This window comes from Aeromonas sp. Y318-1 (assembly GCF_027706125.1).
Taxonomy (GTDB): domain Bacteria; phylum Pseudomonadota; class Gammaproteobacteria; order Enterobacterales; family Aeromonadaceae; genus Aeromonas; species Aeromonas hydrophila.
Genome location: NZ_JAPDCM010000011.1, coordinates 17,669 through 35,802, shown reverse-complemented (window position 1 = coordinate 35,802; position 18,134 = coordinate 17,669). Strand labels below are relative to the sequence as shown.

15 protein-coding genes are annotated in these 18,134 nt (G+C 61.0%); 4 read left to right on the top strand and 11 right to left on the bottom strand.

Annotated elements, in window-relative coordinates; all coding sequences use genetic code 11:
- Positions 1 to 40 precede the first annotated feature (40 nt).
- Positions 41 to 1,273 (top strand): cysteine desulfurase-like protein, encoded by a 1,233-nt coding sequence (locus OKB87_RS16550; RefSeq protein WP_270828028.1) that lies wholly within the window; start codon positions 41 to 43, stop codon positions 1,271 to 1,273.
- A gap of 58 nt (positions 1,274 to 1,331) precedes the next feature.
- Here the strand turns inward: OKB87_RS16550 and OKB87_RS16545 are convergent, their stop codons facing one another.
- From OKB87_RS16545 to OKB87_RS16495, 11 genes are all read right to left on the bottom strand, one after another.
- On the bottom strand, positions 1,332 to 2,393 hold the full coding sequence (locus OKB87_RS16545; RefSeq protein ID WP_041216427.1) for a protein-glutamate methylesterase/protein-glutamine glutaminase: 1,062 nt from the start codon (positions 2,391 to 2,393) through the stop codon (positions 1,332 to 1,334).
- A 10-nt stretch (positions 2,394 to 2,403) separates the two neighbouring features.
- A complete protein-coding gene (gene cheD, locus OKB87_RS16540; RefSeq protein WP_011704960.1) occupies positions 2,404 to 2,874 on the bottom strand; it encodes a chemoreceptor glutamine deamidase CheD in 471 nt (156 codons plus the stop codon).
- A 10-nt stretch (positions 2,875 to 2,884) separates the two neighbouring features.
- Positions 2,885 to 3,688 carry a CheR family methyltransferase gene (locus tag OKB87_RS16535; RefSeq protein ID WP_029301656.1) on the bottom strand — a complete coding sequence of 268 codons (804 nt, stop codon included), beginning with the start codon at positions 3,686 to 3,688 and terminating at the stop codon, positions 2,885 to 2,887.
- 56 nt (positions 3,689 to 3,744) lie between these two features.
- Positions 3,745 to 5,913: a methyl-accepting chemotaxis protein gene (locus OKB87_RS16530; protein ID WP_270828027.1), complete on the bottom strand. Its 2,169-nt coding sequence runs from the start codon at positions 5,911 to 5,913 to the stop codon at positions 3,745 to 3,747.
- Between the two features lie 75 nt (positions 5,914 to 5,988).
- A complete protein-coding gene (locus tag OKB87_RS16525) occupies positions 5,989 to 6,561 on the bottom strand; it encodes a chemotaxis protein CheW (protein ID WP_016349735.1) in 573 nt (190 codons plus the stop codon).
- Positions 6,562 to 6,573: 12 nt separating this feature from the next.
- A complete protein-coding gene (locus OKB87_RS16520) occupies positions 6,574 to 8,496 on the bottom strand; it encodes a methyl-accepting chemotaxis protein (protein WP_206819474.1) in 1,923 nt (640 codons plus the stop codon).
- 15 nt (positions 8,497 to 8,511) lie between these two features.
- Complete coding sequence (locus OKB87_RS16515; protein ID WP_270828026.1) at positions 8,512 to 10,725, bottom strand: chemotaxis protein CheA; 2,214 nt, start codon at positions 10,723 to 10,725, stop codon at positions 8,512 to 8,514.
- Between the two features lie 26 nt (positions 10,726 to 10,751).
- Positions 10,752 to 11,078 (bottom strand): STAS domain-containing protein, encoded by a 327-nt coding sequence (locus OKB87_RS16510; RefSeq protein WP_017408761.1) that lies wholly within the window; start codon positions 11,076 to 11,078, stop codon positions 10,752 to 10,754.
- Positions 11,079 to 11,092: 14 nt separating this feature from the next.
- Complete coding sequence (locus tag OKB87_RS16505) at positions 11,093 to 11,461, bottom strand: response regulator (protein ID WP_011704967.1); 369 nt, start codon at positions 11,459 to 11,461, stop codon at positions 11,093 to 11,095.
- Positions 11,462 to 11,470: 9 nt separating this feature from the next.
- Entirely contained in the window at positions 11,471 to 12,685 is a 1,215-nt protein-coding gene (locus OKB87_RS16500; protein ID WP_270828025.1) for a methyl-accepting chemotaxis protein, read from the bottom strand.
- Between the two features lie 304 nt (positions 12,686 to 12,989).
- Positions 12,990 to 14,078 (bottom strand): ketoacyl-ACP synthase III, encoded by a 1,089-nt coding sequence (locus tag OKB87_RS16495; protein WP_270828024.1) that lies wholly within the window; start codon positions 14,076 to 14,078, stop codon positions 12,990 to 12,992.
- Positions 14,079 to 14,280: 202 nt separating this feature from the next.
- On the opposite strand from OKB87_RS16495, the gene OKB87_RS16490 reads away from it, so the two are divergent.
- From OKB87_RS16490 to OKB87_RS16480, 3 genes are all read left to right on the top strand, one after another.
- The gene (locus OKB87_RS16490; RefSeq protein ID WP_042049609.1) at positions 14,281 to 15,222 is read left to right on the top strand and encodes a LysR family transcriptional regulator; all 942 of its coding nucleotides are present in this window, start codon (positions 14,281 to 14,283) and stop codon (positions 15,220 to 15,222) included.
- Between the two features lie 128 nt (positions 15,223 to 15,350).
- Positions 15,351 to 15,959, top strand: coding sequence for a LysE family translocator (locus tag OKB87_RS16485; protein WP_016349742.1), 609 nt, complete (start codon positions 15,351 to 15,353; stop codon positions 15,957 to 15,959).
- 239 nt (positions 15,960 to 16,198) lie between these two features.
- Entirely contained in the window at positions 16,199 to 18,058 is a 1,860-nt protein-coding gene (locus OKB87_RS16480) for a peptidase U32 family protein (protein ID WP_270828023.1), read from the top strand.
- Positions 18,059 to 18,134: the final 76 nt, after the last annotated feature.

Sequence of the window (18,134 nt, the reverse complement as noted above, 5' to 3'; positions counted from 1 at the left end):
CATGTTATTCAACTGTTAACATGGATTGTGGACTCTCCCTATGCAGGCTCTCGATATCGCCGTGTTGCGCGGCCAGTTTCCCGCTCTCAATCAGCTGGTTGAGGGCAAAGCCCCCATCTTCTTCGATGGCCCCGGCGGCGCTCAGGTGCCACATGCCGTACTCACCGCCATGACCGACTACCTCGGTCACTTCAACGCCAATCTGGGCGGCCCCTTTTTCTCGGCCAGGGTGACCGAGCAGCAGGCGCTGCGGGCCAGGCAGGCGGTGGCTGCGTTGCTGGGGGCTGAGCGGGCAGAGGAGATAGTGTTCGGCGCCAACTTCACCACCCTGACCTTTGCGCTCAGCCGAGCGCTGGCGCGGGAGTGGCAGGCCGGTGACGAGATCATCGTCAGCGCGCTCGATCACTACTCCAACGTTTCCAGCTGGCAGCAAGCGGCGGCGGATCGCGGCGTAGTGGTGCATCAGGCAAGAGTGGACGTGGCCACCGGCGGGTTGGACTATGAGCATCTGTTCAACCTGCTGGGGCCCAAGACCCGGCTGGTGGCGGTGACGGCGGCCTCCAATACTACCGGCACCCTGGTCGATATTCCTCGCATCGCCGATGCGGTGCACGGGGTCGGGGCGCTGCTTTATGTGGATGCGGTTCACTTTGCGCCCCACGAGCGTATCGATGTGCAAGCCTGGGATTGCGATTTTCTGGGGTGTTCCGCCTACAAGTTCTTCGGCCCGCATCTCGGCATTCTCTACGGCAAGCATCGTCACCTGGCGCATTTCACTCCCTACAAGGTTGAGCCGGCCAAGAACGTGGCGCCCTACAAGTGGGAGACCGGTACCCAGAGCTGGGAAGCACTGGCCGGGGTGGAGGCCACCGTCGAGTACCTGGCCTCCTTGTCCGGGTTGGACGACGCAGAGCATGAGCTGGAAGCGCGCCTCGATCTGGCGTTTGCCCGCAGCCAGGCCCATGAACGGCAACTCAGCGAGCATCTGCTGGCCAAGCTGGCTGAGCGGCCCTGGTTCACCCTGCACGGCATTCACGGCAGCCAGGGGCGCACCCCGACCTTCGCCCTGACGTCAAACCGCCATACCCCGGCCGAGATGGCCGAGTTTTTGGGGCTGCATCAGGTATGCAGCTGGGCCGGCCACTTCTATGCCTTGGCACTGGTTGAGCAACTGGGTGTGAGTGATGGGGTGCTGCGCATAGGCTGCATGCACTACAACACCTCGGCCGAGATTGACCGCCTGTTTGCCCTGCTCGACGATATGCCGCATTGATATAAAACAGCCCGGTCATACCGGGCTGTGTCGTCTCATCTCATCTCTCTGTTGCCTGCTAGCGGCCCACGATGGCGTGATGGATATCCTGCAGCGGCAAGACATGGCGGGCGGCACCAAGCTTGATGGCCTCCTTGGGCATGCCGAAGACCACGCAGGAGGCCTCATCCTGGGCGAAGGTGTTGGCGCCCGCCTCCAGCATTTCCCGCAAGCCGCGGGCGCCGTCATCCCCCATCCCGGTCATGATGATGCCGGTGGCATTGCCGCCGGCAAACTTGGCCACCGAGCGAAACAGCACGTCTACCGAAGGGCGGTGGCGGTTGATGAGGGGGCCGTCCATCACGTCGACGTGATAGTAGGCGCCGCTGCGTTTGAGCAGCATGTGCTTGCCGCCGGGGGCGATCAGCGCCAGCCCGGGGATCACCCTGTCATTGCTCTTGGCCTCTCGCACTTCTATCTGACACAGGTTGTTGAGCCGCTCGGCAAACGAAGCGGTGAACTTCTCCGGCATGTGCTGCACGATGACAATGCCGGGGCAGACCCTGGGCAGGGTGGTCAACACGGCCTCCAGCGCCTGGGTGCCGCCGGTGGAGGTACCGATCGCCACGATCCGCTCGGTGGTCTGAGCCATGGCATGCTGGCTGGCGGCGGGCATGATGGCGTCAGCGTTGAGCTTGGGGGCGACGCTGGGGGCGGGCACTTTGGCCAGTCGTCTGACATTGGCCTGGGCGGCGGCGCGTACCGCCATGGCCAGCTCCTGCGCCGACTCCTGCAGAAAGCTTTTCAGGCCGACGGTGGGCTTGGTGATGATGTCCACGGCGCCGGCGGCCATGGCCTGCAGCGTGGTCTCAGCCCCCTTTTCGGTCAGGGAAGAGCAGATGACCACGGGAGTGGGGTGCTCGGCCATGATCTTGGTGAGGAAGGTGATGCCATCCATGCGCGGCATCTCCACGTCCAGCACGATCACGTCCGGCCACTCCTTCTTCAGCTTTTCCAGTGCAAACAGCGGATCAGACGCGGTGGCGATGACCTTGATATCCGGCTCCTGTTCGAGAATGGCCTGCAATACCTGCCTGACCACGGCGGAATCATCCACCAGCATGACCTTGATCTGTTTCATTCCCGTCCCCTTAGCGATGTGGCAAGCGGTGATGACGCACCCAGACATTGCCGTTGGCCAGCTCAAAAATCAGGCTTCTGTGTCCCGCATGGCCAAGATGGTGGGCCTTGATGGTGAGGCCCAGGTGCTGGGTCAGTTGCCAGGCAGCCTTGATGTTTCTGATGGCCACATTCATGGTGTTGAGCGTTTGTTGTTCGATAAACATGTTGCCGCCACCAAACAGCTTGACCTCGTATTCGTGGATGGGGGCGGGATATTTGCTTATCTCATTGATAAATAGCTGAATTGCCTCATCGGCATAGCGACCGTCCAGACTCATGGTGCTGTGACCGCGGCTGGGCAGCATGTAGTGGCACATGCCGCCTCGCTTCTGTTCCGGGTGCCACATGGTAATGGCCACACAGGAACCAAGATGGGTGCGGATGATGGTGTCATCCTGCCCAAAATAGAATTCACCCGGTTGCAGCGAGACCTCTCTCATATTGAAACCCTTATGGTTTCAGATAGATGGAAGGCGATACTAGTTGCAGACCATGGGGCAGACCGTTCAGGCTCTCGGCATGGCTGACGATGAGATAGCCCCCTTTGCGCAGGCGCGGCACCAACCGTTGCAGTACCTGGGCCTTGGTCTCCCGGTTGAAATAGATCATCACGTTGCGGATCAGGATGACGTCGAACAGCCCGATGTCGGGCAGTTCCTGATTCAGATTGATGTGATGAAACTGCACCTTCTCGCGCAGCTTGCGATCGATGATGAAGGTGCCTTCCTGAAAACCGACCCCTTTCAGGCAGTACTTCATCAAAAATGGCAGCGGGATGTTGTGGGCCCGCTCGATGGGATATTGCCCCGCTCTGGCCTGCTCCAGCACCCGGGTCGAGATATCCGAGGCGATGACCTCCCAACTGCCATGGTTCAGATTGTCGGCCAGGGTCATGGCCAGGCTGTAGGGCTCTTCACCGGAAGAGCTGGCCGCGCTCCAGATCCGCACCGCCCGTTCTTTTGGCAGTTGTGCCAATACCTTGTTGCCGAGAAATTCAAAGTGCTTGGGTTCGCGGAAAAAATAGGTCTCGTTGGTGGTGAGCAGATCGAGTGCGACCTGCAGCTCTGCCCCCCGGTTATTCATGATCAGGCTGAAATAGTCGCCATAGCTCTCCAGCTCGTAGTGGCAGAGCCGCTTTGACAGGCGACTGGCGACCAGGGCCTTCTTGGCCGGTGACAAGTCGATACCCGCCGTTTGGTGGATCCAGCGTTGAAACTGCGCAAATTCATCATCATGCAACTGGGTCTGATACACGCGCGAACTCCCTGCGGTGAGCGGGATGCGGGTGAGCTTGGCCCACCCGCATCAGGCTAGAAGCGGATAAAGTCGGCGTCATTGTGAGGGCGGGGCGTGGTGCCTACACCTTCCTGGCCGTTGCCCTCGTGCATGAAACGCCCCCGTGGGCCACCGCGGGCGGGTGCCTTCTGGTTGGCGCCGTGCTTGTGCTGTTCCAGCGTGAAGAACTCCATCGCCAGTTGCAGTTGCTCTGCCTGGCTGCTCATCTCCTCGGCGGTGGCGGCCAGCTCCTCACTGCAGGAGGCATTTTGTTGAGTGACCTGGCTCAGCTGATTCATGGCGATGTTGATCTGGCTGACGCCGGTGGACTGTTCGGCGGAGGCGGCGCTGATCTCCTGCACCAGATCCGAGGTCTTGTTGATGGAGGGCACCATCTGATCGAGCAGACGGCCCGCCTTCTCCGCCATGTCGACACTGCTAGAGGCCAGCTCGCCGATCTCCTGGGCCGCGACCTGGCTGCGCTCCGCCAGTTTGCGCACTTCGGCGGCCACCACGGCGAAGCCCTTGCCGTGATCCCCGGCCCGGGCGGCCTCGATGGCGGCATTGAGGGCCAGCAGATTGGTCTGGTAGGCGATGTCATCGATGATGCCAATCCGCTTGGCGATCTGCTTCATGGCATCGACCGTGAGCTTGACGGCCTCACCGCCTTCCACGGCCTCCTTGGCGGCCTTGCTGGCCATGCCATCGGTGACCTGGGCATTGTCGGTGTTCTGGTTGATGCTGGCGCTCATCTGCTCGATGGAGGCGCTGGTCTCTTCCATGCTGGAAGCCTGTTCGCTGCTTGACTGGCTGATGGACTGGGCGGTGGCGCTGACCTGCTCGGCCGCGCTGGAGAGATTGTCAGATGCGCCCCGTACTTCGGTGACGATATTGGTCAGCGAGACGATGGTCTGGTTGAGGGAGTCCTTGGTGGTGCCAAACACTCCGGGGTAGTCGGCCTCGACCTGTTGGGTCAAGTCGCCTCTGGCCAGGGATTGCACCACCCGGATCACGTCGTTGAGGCTGGTATCGATCACCTCAGCGATGCGATTGATGCCCTCTCCCAGGGTCTGGAAGAAGCCATTCTTGCCGGTCAGGTCCATGCGACGGTGCAGTTCGCCGTTGATCACCGCCTGCACTATTTCCGACATCTCCCGCTCGATGGCGACTTCCTTGGTGCGATCCGACCACTCGACCACGGAGCCGAGTCGTTCGCCATCGTCACCAAACACCGGGTTGGCGATGAGCGAGAAGGTGCGCCCGCCGAGCAGGATCTGGGTGCGATAGGTGTTGTTCAGCTTGGCCAGCATGCTGCGCTGATGGCCCGGATTTTTGTGGAAGCTGTCGATGTTGGCCCCCATCAGGGTGGCTGAATTGAAGTTGTAGAGTTCTTTGCGAATATCGGATTCAGCCAGGCTCAGCATCTCTTTGACGGATTCATTCATGTAGATGATGTTGAGATCGGTGTCGGCGATCATCACGTTGGTGCTGGCACCATCGAGCGCCTTCTTGACGCGCAGGCTCTCTGCAGCGGCGATCTTGGCCGCTGCGCTGGCTGCCTTCATCTCGTTTTCGATGGCGATCTCCTTGGTCCGGTCTGCCCACTCGACAACGGAGCCAAGCCGTTCGCCGCCATCGTTGAAGACCGGATTGGCGATCAGCGAGAAGATACGTCCCCCGACGGTTATCTGGGCGCGATAGGTGCTGTTCAGTTTGGCCAGCATGCTGCGCTGATGGGAAGGGTCTTTGTGGAAGGTATCAATGTTCTTGCCCATCAGCTGTCTGACATCAAAATTGGGCAGATCCTTGCGAATGTCAGATTCGGCCTGGCCCAGCATGGCGAGCACGGCTTCATTCATATAGACGATGTCGAGATTGGTATCGGCGATCATCACATTGGTCGAGGCGCCATCCAGCGCTTTGCGCACTCGCAGGTTTTCGTCATACAGGGTCTGGTTGGCACTGATGGTGGCGAGGGTGTTGCTAAGGCGCTCCCCCAGCAGCGCCAGCACGGTATTGAACTCCTGACAGAGTTCCCGCAGCGGGCTGCTGAGCGAACCCAGCTCCAGCTGGGCTGACTGGTCGCCTTGTCTGATCCCCTGCTGGAGCGATCGGGTTGCACCAATGAGCTGGAGCAGTTGTTCCTGCAGCAAGGCATGAGCGCTGCCGTTGCCGAACAGATTGCCAAAAAATGATTGAGTCATGAGCCTTATCCTTGTGCGACATGTCATTGCTGTGTGGTGTGGTGAGCGACACTCTTGTTGCTTGCTACGCCTGAATCACGGTGTCTGTGGCTTCTGTTCCAGCAACCGTTCCTGCTGCTGGGTCAGTTCGCTGAGCTGTGCCATCTCATCGATGGAGAGCACCTTCTCGGTATTGATGAGGATGACAAATTTGCCATTTACCTTGCCCATGCCGCTGATAAAGTCGGCCCGGATGCGCGCCCCGAAGCTCGGTGGTGGCTCTATCTCATTGCAGGGAATGGTCAGCACTTCGGAGACGGAGTCCACCACCACGCCGATGTCCTGATTGCCGTGTTCCGGGTCGTCCGGATGCACTCCCTCGATAATGACGATGCAACTGCGGCGGGTGATGCTGGAAGGGGCATTGCCAAAGCGGGCATTGAGATCCACCACCGAGACCACGGCTCCCCTGAGGTTGATCACGCCGCGGATGAAGCTCGGCATCATGGGGATGGGGGTGATGTTGCCGTATTCGATGATCTCTTTGACCCCTAGAATGTTGATGGCAAACATCTCGCCGTTGATGAGAAAGGTCAGGTACTGGGCATCGCCCTGGTTATCAGGGGCCAGCGTGCCGGGCTGGACGGCCACTTCGGTAGACATGCTCATGGGGCTCTCCGGTTAAAAACGGACAAAATCGGCCTCGTCAACCTGAGGTTGCGCTGCCGTATTGCCGTGCAGTGGGTGCTGGGTCGGCATGACAAATTTGCCTCTGGGGGGCAATCCTTTATGTCCGCTCTCGTGAGTCCTTGCCGGTTTGCTCAGGTTCTCCAGCGAGAAAAAATCCATGGTTTGCTGCAACTCATTGGCCTGAGAGCTCATCTCTTCGGCCGTGGCTGCCAGCTCCTCGCTGCTGGCGGCGTTTTGCTGGGTCACCTGATTGAGCTGGCTCATGGCGAGGCTTATCTGGTTGGCGGCGCTGGCCTGCTCACCGGAGGCGGCATTGATCTCCTGCACCAGATCGGAAGTCTTGCGAATGGAGGGCACTATCTTGTCGAGCAGGCTGCCCGCCTTCTCGGCAGTATCGACGCTGCTCGATGAGAGCTCGCCTATCTCCTGAGCCGCTATCTGGCTGCGTTCGGCCAGTTTGCGGACCTCGGCGGCCACCACCGCGAACCCCTTGCCGTGTTCACCGGCCCTTGCTGCTTCGATGGCGGCGTTGAGTGCCAGCAGATTGGTCTGGTAGGCAATGTCGTCGATGATGCTGACCTTGCGGGCGATCTGCTGCATCGCTGCCACCGTCTGCTGGACCGAGCGGCCACCTTCGGTGGCTTCAAGCACGGCACTGCTGGCCATGTTGTCGGTGACCTTGGCGTTGTCGGTGTTCTGGTTGATGCTGGCGCTCATCTGCTCGATGGAAGCGCTGGTCTCTTCCACGCTGGCAGCCTGTTCGCTGGTGGCCTGGCTCAGGGACTGGGCCGTGGTGCTGACCTGGTTGGAGGCATTGGTCAGGTTGTCGGCGGCGTTGCGTACTTCTTCGATGATGGCGGTCAGCGCCTCTATGGTGCTGTTGAGGCCATCCTTGGTCTGGCCAAAAATGCCCGGATAGGGTTGCTCTATTTTCTGGGTCAGATCACCCCGCGACAGGGCGGTGGCGATGCGCATCACATCGTTGAGGCTGGTGTCGGTGACGTTGGATAGACGGTTGAGTAGTTCGGACAACCGCTTGATGTAGCCCTGGCGTCCATCCAGTTCGATCTTGTAACTGAAGTTTCCCTGCTCGACGGCGGCAGTCACCAGGGTCTCGATGTCGTTGATGAGTGCGCTCAGCTTGTTGACCATGTTCTGCATGGCCAGCAGCAGTTGTCCGGCTTCGTCGTGGGCACCAATGTCGATGGTCACATCAAGGTTGCCTTCGGCCAGGTGGTTGGCTACCTGCAGTGCCTGGTTGATGGGAGAGATGATGCTGCGGATAAGGACGATGCCAAACCAGGCGGCAGCTACCATGCCTGCGGCAACGACCGCCAGCATGGTGAGCAGCATGACGTCGTACCAGGCCTGCGCCTGCTCGTACTCGGACTTGGCGACGTCGAGCTGCAGGCTGACCAGCTCGGTTATCTTGCCGCCGATGGGATCGATGGAACTGTAAAGCTTGCCATCAAATTCGTTGAGCATGCCGGTGACGACACCGCGCTGGGTCGAGAGAAACGCTTCCAGCCGGGTGATATCCCGATCCGCTGCGCTGAACAGGCTGTTGGCCTCGGCTGACAGCTTCTGTTCGGCTTCAGTCAGCTTGGTGGCCTGGTAATGCTGCCACTCCAGCTTGATCTGCTGCTGGGCATGCTGGATCTGCTGCCGCGCCTCTTCGGCACTGATGAGGCCCGCATTGGCCTTGTTGACGTTGTCGATGATGGCGACGGCATAATTGTCTGAGATGGTCTTGAGCTGTTTGAGCGGCACCACCCGATCGTTGTAGACCCGCTGCAGACCCTTGTTGCTGCTCTGCATGTTGTAGAGCCCCAAGGCACCCACTCCCAGCAGCAGTGCGCAGAGTAGGCAGAGTAGAATGGTGAGTCGCAGCTTGATGGTGGAGTTTTTGAACATGACAGGCTCCTGGCGTTAATTGACTCTAGGTTGGGTTTGCAGACGTGGAATGGCGTACTGGCTCAACTGGCCCAGCTCCTGTTCGATGGCGTGCTGAATGAGAGAGGGGATATCCAGAATGAGGGCAACTTCACCGCCTCCCAGAATGGTGGAGCCGCTGATCCCCTGCAGGCGCTGGAACAGCTTGCCGAGCGGTTTGATGACGGTCTGGAATTCACCCAGCAGCTCGTCGACCACCAGGCCGGATTTCTTGCCGCCGTGGCTGACGACCACGATGTTTTCCCTGCGACCTCTGGTGCCCTCGACGTCGAAATAGTGCTGCAGCCGGACAAAAGGCAGCACTTCCCCGCGCAGATTGATGTAGTTGCGCCCCTGGGTATCGGCCAGCGCGCTTTGGGTCAGCTCCACACATTCGATCACCATGTCGAGGGGGATGACGTAGTGGGTCGTGCTGACGCGCACCAGAAAACCATCGATGATGGCCAGAGTGAGCGGCAGCCGGATTTGGACCCGGGTGCCGAGGCCGGGTTTGCTGTCGAGTTCGACACTGCCGCGCAGAGCCTGGATGTTGCGTTTGACCACATCCATGCCCACCCCGCGGCCGGAGAGATTGGTGATGGCCTCCGCCGTGGAGAAGCCGGGTTCGAAGATGAGCTGGTAGATCTCCTGGTCCGTCAGAGTGGCATTGGTGGTTACCAGGCCGCGTTCTTGCGCCTTTTGCAGGATCCTGGCCTTGTTGAGGCCGGCGCCATCGTCCTGGATTTCGATGACGATGCTGCCGGAGTCGTGATAGGCGTTGAGAGTCAGGGTACCCCGTGCCGGCTTGCCGGCGGCCACTCTTCTTTCAGCCGATTCGATGCCGTGGTCCATGGCGTTGCGTACCAGGTGCATCAAGGGGTCGCCGATCTTCTCCACCACCGATTTGTCCAGTTCGGTATCGCCGCCGGTGATGACCAGGGCGATGTCTTTGTCCAGTTCATGGCTGACATCCCGCACTACCCGCTGGAAGCGGTTGAAGGTATCGCCGATGGGCACCATGCGCAGGCGCAGTGCCCCATCCCGGATCTCTTCGACCAGCATGGCAATGGTGGAGTTGGCCTCCTGCAGCTGGCTGTCCCGTGAACGCTGGGCCAGCAGGTTGGCTCCCGAGCTGGCGACCACCAGTTCGCCCACCAGATTGATCAGGTCATCCAGCTTGTCGGCATGGACCCGGACATAGCGTCCCTCCTTGTTTTTGCTCTCCTTGTTCTGGCTCTGCTTCTTGAGCGCGGCATCCACCACCACCTCGCTGACGGCACCCTGGGCAATCAGGATCTCTCCCAGCTTGCCGGCGTCGGTCTGCGGTTGTTCATGCTGGGCTTGCAGCCCGAGTACCAGCTCGCTGGCAGTCAGGGCGCCGGTCTTGACCAACAGCTGCCCCAGCATCTCGTTGTCTTCCGGCAGGGCATTGATGAGGTCGATGTACTCGGCCAGCTTGCTGTGGGGTGGAATGATGGTGATACGGCAGTCATCGCGCACAAATTCGAACACATCGCTCAGGGCATTCTTGTCGGCCTGGGTGTCCAGATCGAGTTCGTAGCCCAAGTAGCAGCTCTCCGGATCGAAATGTTCCCAGTCGGGCAGAGCATGGTGAATGGTCTCGATGGCGCAGAGGGTACCCATGGTGCCGAGGTAGCGTAGAAAAGAGGTGGGATCCATGCCGTTGCGCAGCACATCCGGGCCAAAGCGCAGGGAGATGTGCCACAGAGACGTGGCGCTGACATGACCCTCCTCCTTGCTGACCGGGCTGGTCTCGGCTGGTGGGTTGCGTTCAGGCAGACCGGTTTGGTTGGTGGTTTGATGGCGTGCCAGGTTGCTTCTCAGTTGCTCATCCTGAGCCTGTTCATCCGCACCGAGCGCTTCCCCTTGTTCGGCCACCAGGCTGACCAGGCGTTCGATGTGATCCCGGCTCTCCAGCAGATCCTTGATGAGTGCTTCACTGATCGCCAGCTGCTGGTTGCGCACTTGATCGAGCAGATCTTCGACTATGTGGGTAAAGCTGACGATGGGTTGCAGGCCAAACAGGCCGGCGGAGCCCTTGATGGTGTGGGCCGCCCGGAAGATGGCGTCGATGAGCTCGCTATTGTCCGGCTCGTTTTCCAGCGTCAGCAGTGCGGACTCCATCTCCTCGAGCAGCTCACGCGCCTCGGCGATGTAGGTTTGCAGGGCCTGATCAAGATTGATGCTCACGAATGACTCCTTGTCCGTGGAACCGGCTAGGCGTGATCGGGGTGGGGGATGAGGGTGGGATCGCCGAAGAAGGTTGCCAGCTGGCACAGCTCAAGGGCATCGAGTACCGCATGGCTGTGCATGACCAGATGCAGTGGATAGCCGCCCTGCAGCGCCGTCTTCTTGGCGGCCAGCAGCAGTTGCAGACCGGCACTGTCCATTTCGCTGACCTGGGAGAGATCCAGCTCCAGCTCTTGCTGGCGATAGAGCAGGGGAGTGAGCGCCTGTTTGAGCTCGGCTGCGGTATAGATGGTCATCTCGCCCGCAATGGCCACAACCGTCTTCTCTTCGCCCGTTTCGATATGCAGCGGCATGAATGCCTCCTGACTCAGGGCATGATGAGCTTGGCGACGGCAGCCAGCATCTGGTCCGGCTGGAACGGCTTGACCACCCAGGCCTTGGCTCCCGCAGCCTGCCCTTCCTGCTTCTTGCTGTCCTGGGACTCGGTGGTCAGCATGATCACCGGGGTGAACTTGTAGCTGGCCAGTTTCTTGGCCTCCTTGACGAAGCTGATGCCGTCCATGTTCGGCATGTTGACGTCGCTGATGATGAGGTTGATCTTCTTGCCGTCGAGTTTCTTGAGGGCGTCCTTGCCATCACAAGCCTCCATCACCTCATAACCGGCTCCCTTGAGCGTCATGCCGACGACCTGGCGTATGGTTGCCGAGTCATCCACGATCAGGACTGTTTTGGCCATATCTCTCTCCTAGAAAAAAGTGACATCAGCGTTGCTGGATGGGGTTGCCGTCGGGGTTTTGCGACCGTGATGGATATTGCGCTGCTCATCGGTGGCATATGAGAGTTCCATGTCTGCCAGCCAGCTTTCCGCATCGATCTGGATGGGGCCGGACTGGTGCGTTCTGGTGCGCGACGAGATCAGGTGATCGTTGAGGCTGTCCATGTTCTGACGAACATGGCCAAGGATTTGACTGACTCTATCCTGGAACTGTAACGAAACGATGACATCGGAAATTTCACGGTGGATCCCGGTACTCTCGCTCTGCAGCAGGGCAGCCGACTCGGCCAGGCTGGTGGTGGCCATCCGAAAGCGCTCCAGTACCTGTTCGATGGCGTGTTCGGCGTCGCTGACGGCGGCCTGATCCCGCCCCGCCGCACTCTCGGCAATCTGGAAGGCCCGGCCGATGCCGGTATTGATGGTATCGACCTTGTCAGTCATCTTCTGGGCGGTCTCGCTGGAGAGGCGCGACAGGGTGCGCACCTCGTCCGCTACCACCGCGAAGCCACGACCCGCTTCACCGGCTCTGGCCGCCTCGATGGCGGCGTTGAGGGCCAGCAGGTTGGTCTGGGAGGCTATTTTGGCCACGTCGAGCGCCATGGTGTTGAGCTCGATGGTGTAGGCGGTGAGGGTTTTTATCTCTGCCAGCATGGCGTCACGGTTGGCCTGGGTGGAGTGCATGATGGCGACGACCTGGTTGAGCTGGGCCTGACTCTCGGCCAGCACGGCGGCCATGCCGGCGGATTTCTCGCCGCCCAGATCACCGGCTGCGTTGTGGGAGGCGGCGACCGCCTCTTCCAGCTTGGTGGTCAGCCCGGCAAAACGCTGGGTGAGGTCAATCATGGCCCCTTCGGTTTGCTGGCGAGAGTTTTCAATCTGTTGCGACCAGATGGGCACGGCCTTTTCGCACACCTGCTCGAGCCCGATGATGGAGTGGTTGAGCCCGGCAGCGGACCATGACGGAGTCTGTTCTTGTTCATCGGGCTGGCCGGCAGGTTTGGCGTGGTAGTGGCGGGCACCCCACAGGGCGGCAGCCACTGCCAGCACCAGGTTGGCCAGCAGATACGGCAAGGGGCTGCCCGCAAGTACCAGCAGCAGGGTGCTGAACAGGCCCATGCCAAGGCCGCAGGCCCAGCTGACAGGCTCCCAGAAAGGGGAGGAGTGTGCCCTTGTGTTGTCTGTCATACGCGAACTTGCCCCTGCATATGGATGGAAGAAGGTGAACCGCCGTCCCCTCAGGTAGGGACCCAAGCGCCAACTTGCTAGTTATCAATAGCTCAGTAAGGTTAGCGCAAAAAAATGGGCTGGTTACAAATTGGTCCTATTCGGGGGGGCGCTACTGAGAAAACTGGAATATGGCGACTGTCACAGGGCCATCGTCGGGAGCCGAAGCCATGGGAGGGCCGGAGTCTGGGAGGAGGGGAGAAGTGCTGGACGCGGCAATAAAAAGAGCCTGCATTGGCAGGCTCTTGGTGCTGTATGTATAGATTTACGCTTCGTCGGCATGGGCCTTCTGGCACCCTTCCACAGCATGAGCGATAAGCTCGAGCGCGCTCTTGTCACACGGCGGCAGTTCGGCCTCGCACGCCTTGATGGGGGTCACGCGATCGCCCCATTTGATGATGGCGGCGCCCCAGGTCAGGCCGGCACCGAAGGCGGCGGTCAGCAGATAGCTGTTCGGCTGGACGCGGCCCTGCTCCAGTGCCTCGCACAGGGCGATGGGCACGGTGGCGGCGGAGGTGTTGCCGTAGTGTTCGATGTTGACCATCACCTTCTCCATCGGCGTGTTCATGCGCTTGGCGAGGGTCTCGATGATGCGGATGTTGGCCTGGTGCGGCACGATCAGGTCGATCTGCTCCGGAGCGATGCCGGCCTGTGCCAGTACCGTGTTGGTGGCTTCGCCCATGCCGCGTACGGCCCGCTTGAAGATCTCCTGGCCTTCAAAGTTGAAGGTAAACAGACCGTCGATGTCGGCAAAGCGTACCCGGTCGGTGCCGAAGTTCGGCACGTGCAGGATCTCGCGCGCCTCGCTGTCACAGCCCAGCTTGTTGGCGATCAGGCCGCTCTCCTGCTCGCTCGCCTCGATCACCACTGCGCCGGCGCCGTCGCCAAACAGCACGGCGGTATCGCGACGGGCCCAGTCCAGCAGATAGGTGAGGCGCTCGGCGCCGATCACCAGCACCTTCTTCATCATGCCGGTCTGTACCAGCGAGGTGGCAACCGAGAGGGAGTAGACGAAACCGGTGCAGGCCGCGTTGAGGTCGAATACGGCGGCATTGACGGCGCCCAGCTTCTTCTGCACCGCAGACGCGGCGCTCGGCAGCAGGTTGTCCGGCGTGGCGGTGGCCAGGATGATGCCGTCGAGGTCGCTGGCTTCCAGCCCGGCGCAGGCCAGCGCACGACGTCCGGCCAGGGTGGCCAGATCGGAGGTGCTGACGTGGGAGATGCGGCGAGCCTTGATGCCGGTGCGCGGGTAGATCCACTCATCCGACGTATCCATGATGGTGCTGAGGTCGTCGTTGGTCAGTACGGAGGGAGGCAGGCATTTGCCCCAGCCTGTGATATTGGCGTATTTCATCTTGTTACCGCTTCTCAAGTGGATCGCCCGCGGGCGGAAAATCGCGCAATTATGCCGCACGGGGCAACCACTGTCATCTTGTGGTCATGGTTATCTGGCTGCTGGGTCACGCCAGGTTGCGGGTGCCGACGGGAAATTTCGCTTAAACCACAGGGCTTGCCTGCCCTAAGATAGGGCTTTCACCACTGGATGGAATCACCCCTTGCACAAAGCCAATCTCAACCTGCTGCCCACCCTCAAGGTGCTGCTGGAGACCCGCAACATCAGCCGGGCGGCGGAGCTGCTGCACCTGAGCCAGCCCTCCATCAGCAAGCAGCTGGGCCAGCTGCGCAGCGAGTTTGGCGACGAGTTGCTGGTGCGGGAGGGGCAGCGCTGGCTGCTGACGCCACGGGCCGAGGCGCTGGCTGCCCAGCTGGCGGACTCCCTCGGTGCGCTGGAGCGACTCTACGAGGCCCCCGGTTTTGACCCGAGCCGCTGCGAGCGGGTGTTCCGGCTCGCCTCCTCCGATTACGTGGCTCAGCACATTCTGCCGGATATCTGCGCGGCGTTGGCCAGGGAGGCGCCGCTGGCGGCGCTGGAGTACAGCCTGTGGGACAAGCGCCTGCTGCCGCAGCTGTGGCAATCCGAGCTGGACATGGTTTCCACCATCACCGAACTGGTGCCGGATCAGATCCGCGGCCTGCATCAGGGGGAAGATCGGCTGGTGGTGTTGATGGGTAGCCACCATCCGTTGGCAGGGCGCTCGCTCAGTCTCGATGACTACCTCGCCTGGCCTCACCTGCAGGTGAGCGGCGGTGGCGACAAGGACAGCCCGGTGGAGCAGGTGCTGGCACCGCAGGGGCTGTCCCGGCGCTGGTTTGCCCGGGTGCCCTTCTTTCAGGCGGCGGTGGAGGTGTTGCTGCGCACCGACTGCCTGCTGACCACCCCGGCTCACATCGCCTGGCAGCTCTCCTGCGAGCACGCCCTGCATTTTTGCGATCTGCCGTTTGCCAGCCGTACCCAGCAGTATCATCTGCTGTGGCACCAGCGCCATCACCAGGATCCGGCCCACAAGTGGTTTCGCGAACTGGCCTATCCCTTCCTGCGCGAGCACCTGCAGCGCACGGTGGCGGCGAGTCGGAAGGTGTTGAACCCGCCCCGCTAACAATAGACGCTTGTGTTGGCCTATAGCCATTGGCTATGGGGTCTATTCTCAACTTTCACTTCTGGCATAACCAGGGGCCCTTTACCCTGAGCGCAGACATTCATATTCCGCTTGAGACAAGGAACACCATGGAACTGACGAGTTGGCTGGCACTGGCCGCAATCTGCGTGATGGGGGCCATCAGCCCGGGGCCGAGCCTGGCGCTGATCATCCGCAACACGGTGCAGGGGGGGCAGGGACACGGAGTGGCCACCGCGCTTGGCCACGGCTTCGGGGTTGGCATCTATGCGCTGATCACGGCTTTGGGTCTGGCCATCCTGATCACCCAGACCCCGCTGCTGTTTGATGTTATCCGCTACGGCGGCGCCGCATTTCTCGCCTGGCTCGGGGTCAAGGCGCTGCTGGCCAAGCCTGCCAAGGGGGAGGCGAGCGAAGAGGTGCACCAACTGCGCGGTCGGCAAGGCGCCTTCGAAGGCTTTATGGTGGCCTTTCTCAACCCCCAGCTCGCGGTCTTCTTCATCGCCCTGTTCAGCCAGTTTGTGCATGCCGACACCGGCTGGCGCGAGGGGGGCATCATGATGCTGACCGCCGGCGGGATCGACGCTGTCTGGTACGTGCTGGTGGCGCTGGTGCTCTCTCGTGGCCCCGTATTGGCCTGGCTCAAGGCCAAGTCCTTCGTCATCGACAAGGTGAGCGGTCTGGTGTTGCTGGGGCTGGCCCTGAAGGTGGTGCTCTAGTCATTCCGCGGCACGATCTGCTGCTGGCCTGGCTCAAGGCCAAGTCCTTCGTCATCGACAAGGTGAGCGGTCTGGTGCTGCTGGGGCTGGCCTTGAAGGTGGTGCTCTGATCCGGCGCCCCTGAGATAAGGGTCTGATCCAATCCTGTATTTTGCGGTGATCTTAAGCGGGATCAAGGCGGGGAGGGCGGCAATGCCCTAGAGTGGCGCCCATTTGCTGTCCGCCCTGATCCCGAGACCATGCACCAGAACAAGCACCCGTTAAGCCACACCAACCGGTTGGAGCTGCTGGCTCCGGCCAAGAACCTCGCCTACGGCATCGAAGCCATCAACCACGGCGCCGATGCCGTCTACATGGGCGGCCCCGCCTTTGGCGCCCGCAGCGCGGCGGGCAACTCCCTCGAGGATATCGAAGCGCTGGCGCGCCACGCCCATTGCTTCGGTGCCCAGGTCTTCGTCGCCTTCAACACCCTGCTGCACGATCACGAACTGGAACAGGCCCGGCGGCTGACTCACCAGATCTACGAAGCCGGTGCCGATGCGCTGATCGTGCAGGATATGGGGTTGCTGGCGCTCGATTTGCCCCCCATTGCGCTGCATGCCAGTACCCAGACCGACAACCGCACCCCGGAGAAGGTGAAATTCCTGCAGGATGTGGGCTTCTCTCAGGTGGTGCTGGCGCGCGAGCTGTCCCTTGCGCAGATCCGCGAGATAAGCGCCACGACCAATGTGCAGCTGGAGTTCTTTATCCACGGTGCGCTCTGCGTCTCCTACAGCGGTCAGTGCAACATCAGCCATGCCCGCACCGGCCGCAGCGCCAACCGTGGCGAATGTGCCCAGCTCTGTCGCTTGCCCTGCTCGCTGCAAAAGCCGGATGGCGAGGTGTTGGTGGCCGATAGCCACCTGCTCTCCCTCAAGGACATGGATCAGACCGACAACCTGGAGGCGCTGATCGAGGCGGGGATCCGCTCCTTCAAGATTGAAGGGCGCCTCAAGGGGCTCGATTACGTCAAGAACGTCACCGCCTGGTATCGGCAGAAGCTTGATGCCATTCTGGATAGCCGCAGCGATCTGGTGGCCTCTTCGGCCGGCCGTTGCAGCTACAGCTTCACGCCTGATCCCAAAAAGAGCTTCAACCGCGGCAGCACTGACTACTTCCTCCATGGCCGCCAGCCCGGTATCGACTCCACCAGGAGCCCGAAATACGTGGGCGAGCCGATGGGCCGGGTCACCAGAGTCAACAAGGATGGCATCGAGATCGACGGCAAGCCCGTGAGCCTCAACAACGGCGATGGCCTTGGCTTCTTCAAGCAGAACAACGAGCTGGTGGGGATGCGCCTCAACAAGGTGGAATGTAAGCAGTTACTCCTGTCAGAGCGCATGCCGGGCTTGAAGGTAGGCACCGAAATCTACCGCAACCACGATCAGGCGTTCAGCAAGATGCTGGAGAAGACCAGCGCCGATCGCCGCATCCGGGTCGATATGGTGCTTGCTGAGTGCGATGAGGGCTTGCACCTTACGCTTACCGACGAGCAGGGCATCAGTGCCGCCGTCGCGCTTCCCTGCGACAAGCAGCCAGCTGACAATCCGGAGCGGGCGCTGCAACAGGCGCGGGATCAGCTTGGCAAACTCGGCAATACCCTGTTTGTGGCGCGCAAGATTGAGTTGGCGTTTACTCACCCGCTATTCGTTGCCGCATCCATGCTCAACGGCTTGCGCCGGGATGGCATCGCCGCGCTGGAGGCGGCGCGTATGGCCAGCTACCAGCGCCCCGAGCGACGCATCGCGCTGCGGGATATCCACTATCCCCAGCATCGTCTCTCCTACCTTGGCAACGTGCTGAACAGCGCTGCCGAACAGTTCTTCCGCGAGCACGGGGTGGAGCGCATCGCCCCCGCTTATGAGGCGAACAAGGAGGAGCGGGAAGTGGTGCTGATGATCACCAAACACTGCATCCGCTACAGTCAGAACCTCTGCCCGAACGAGGTGCCCGGCCTCAAGGCCGAGCCGCTGGAGCTCAAGATGGGCAAGGACACCTTCCGCCTGCGGTTTGACTGCCACCGCTGTGAAATGCATGTGATGGGGAGTTTGAAGCGTTGATGAAGCTCACCTCTCCCGATATCTGATGCTTTACCTTCTCCCGGCGGCAGGCTCTATCAAGGAGTTTTCACGGGGA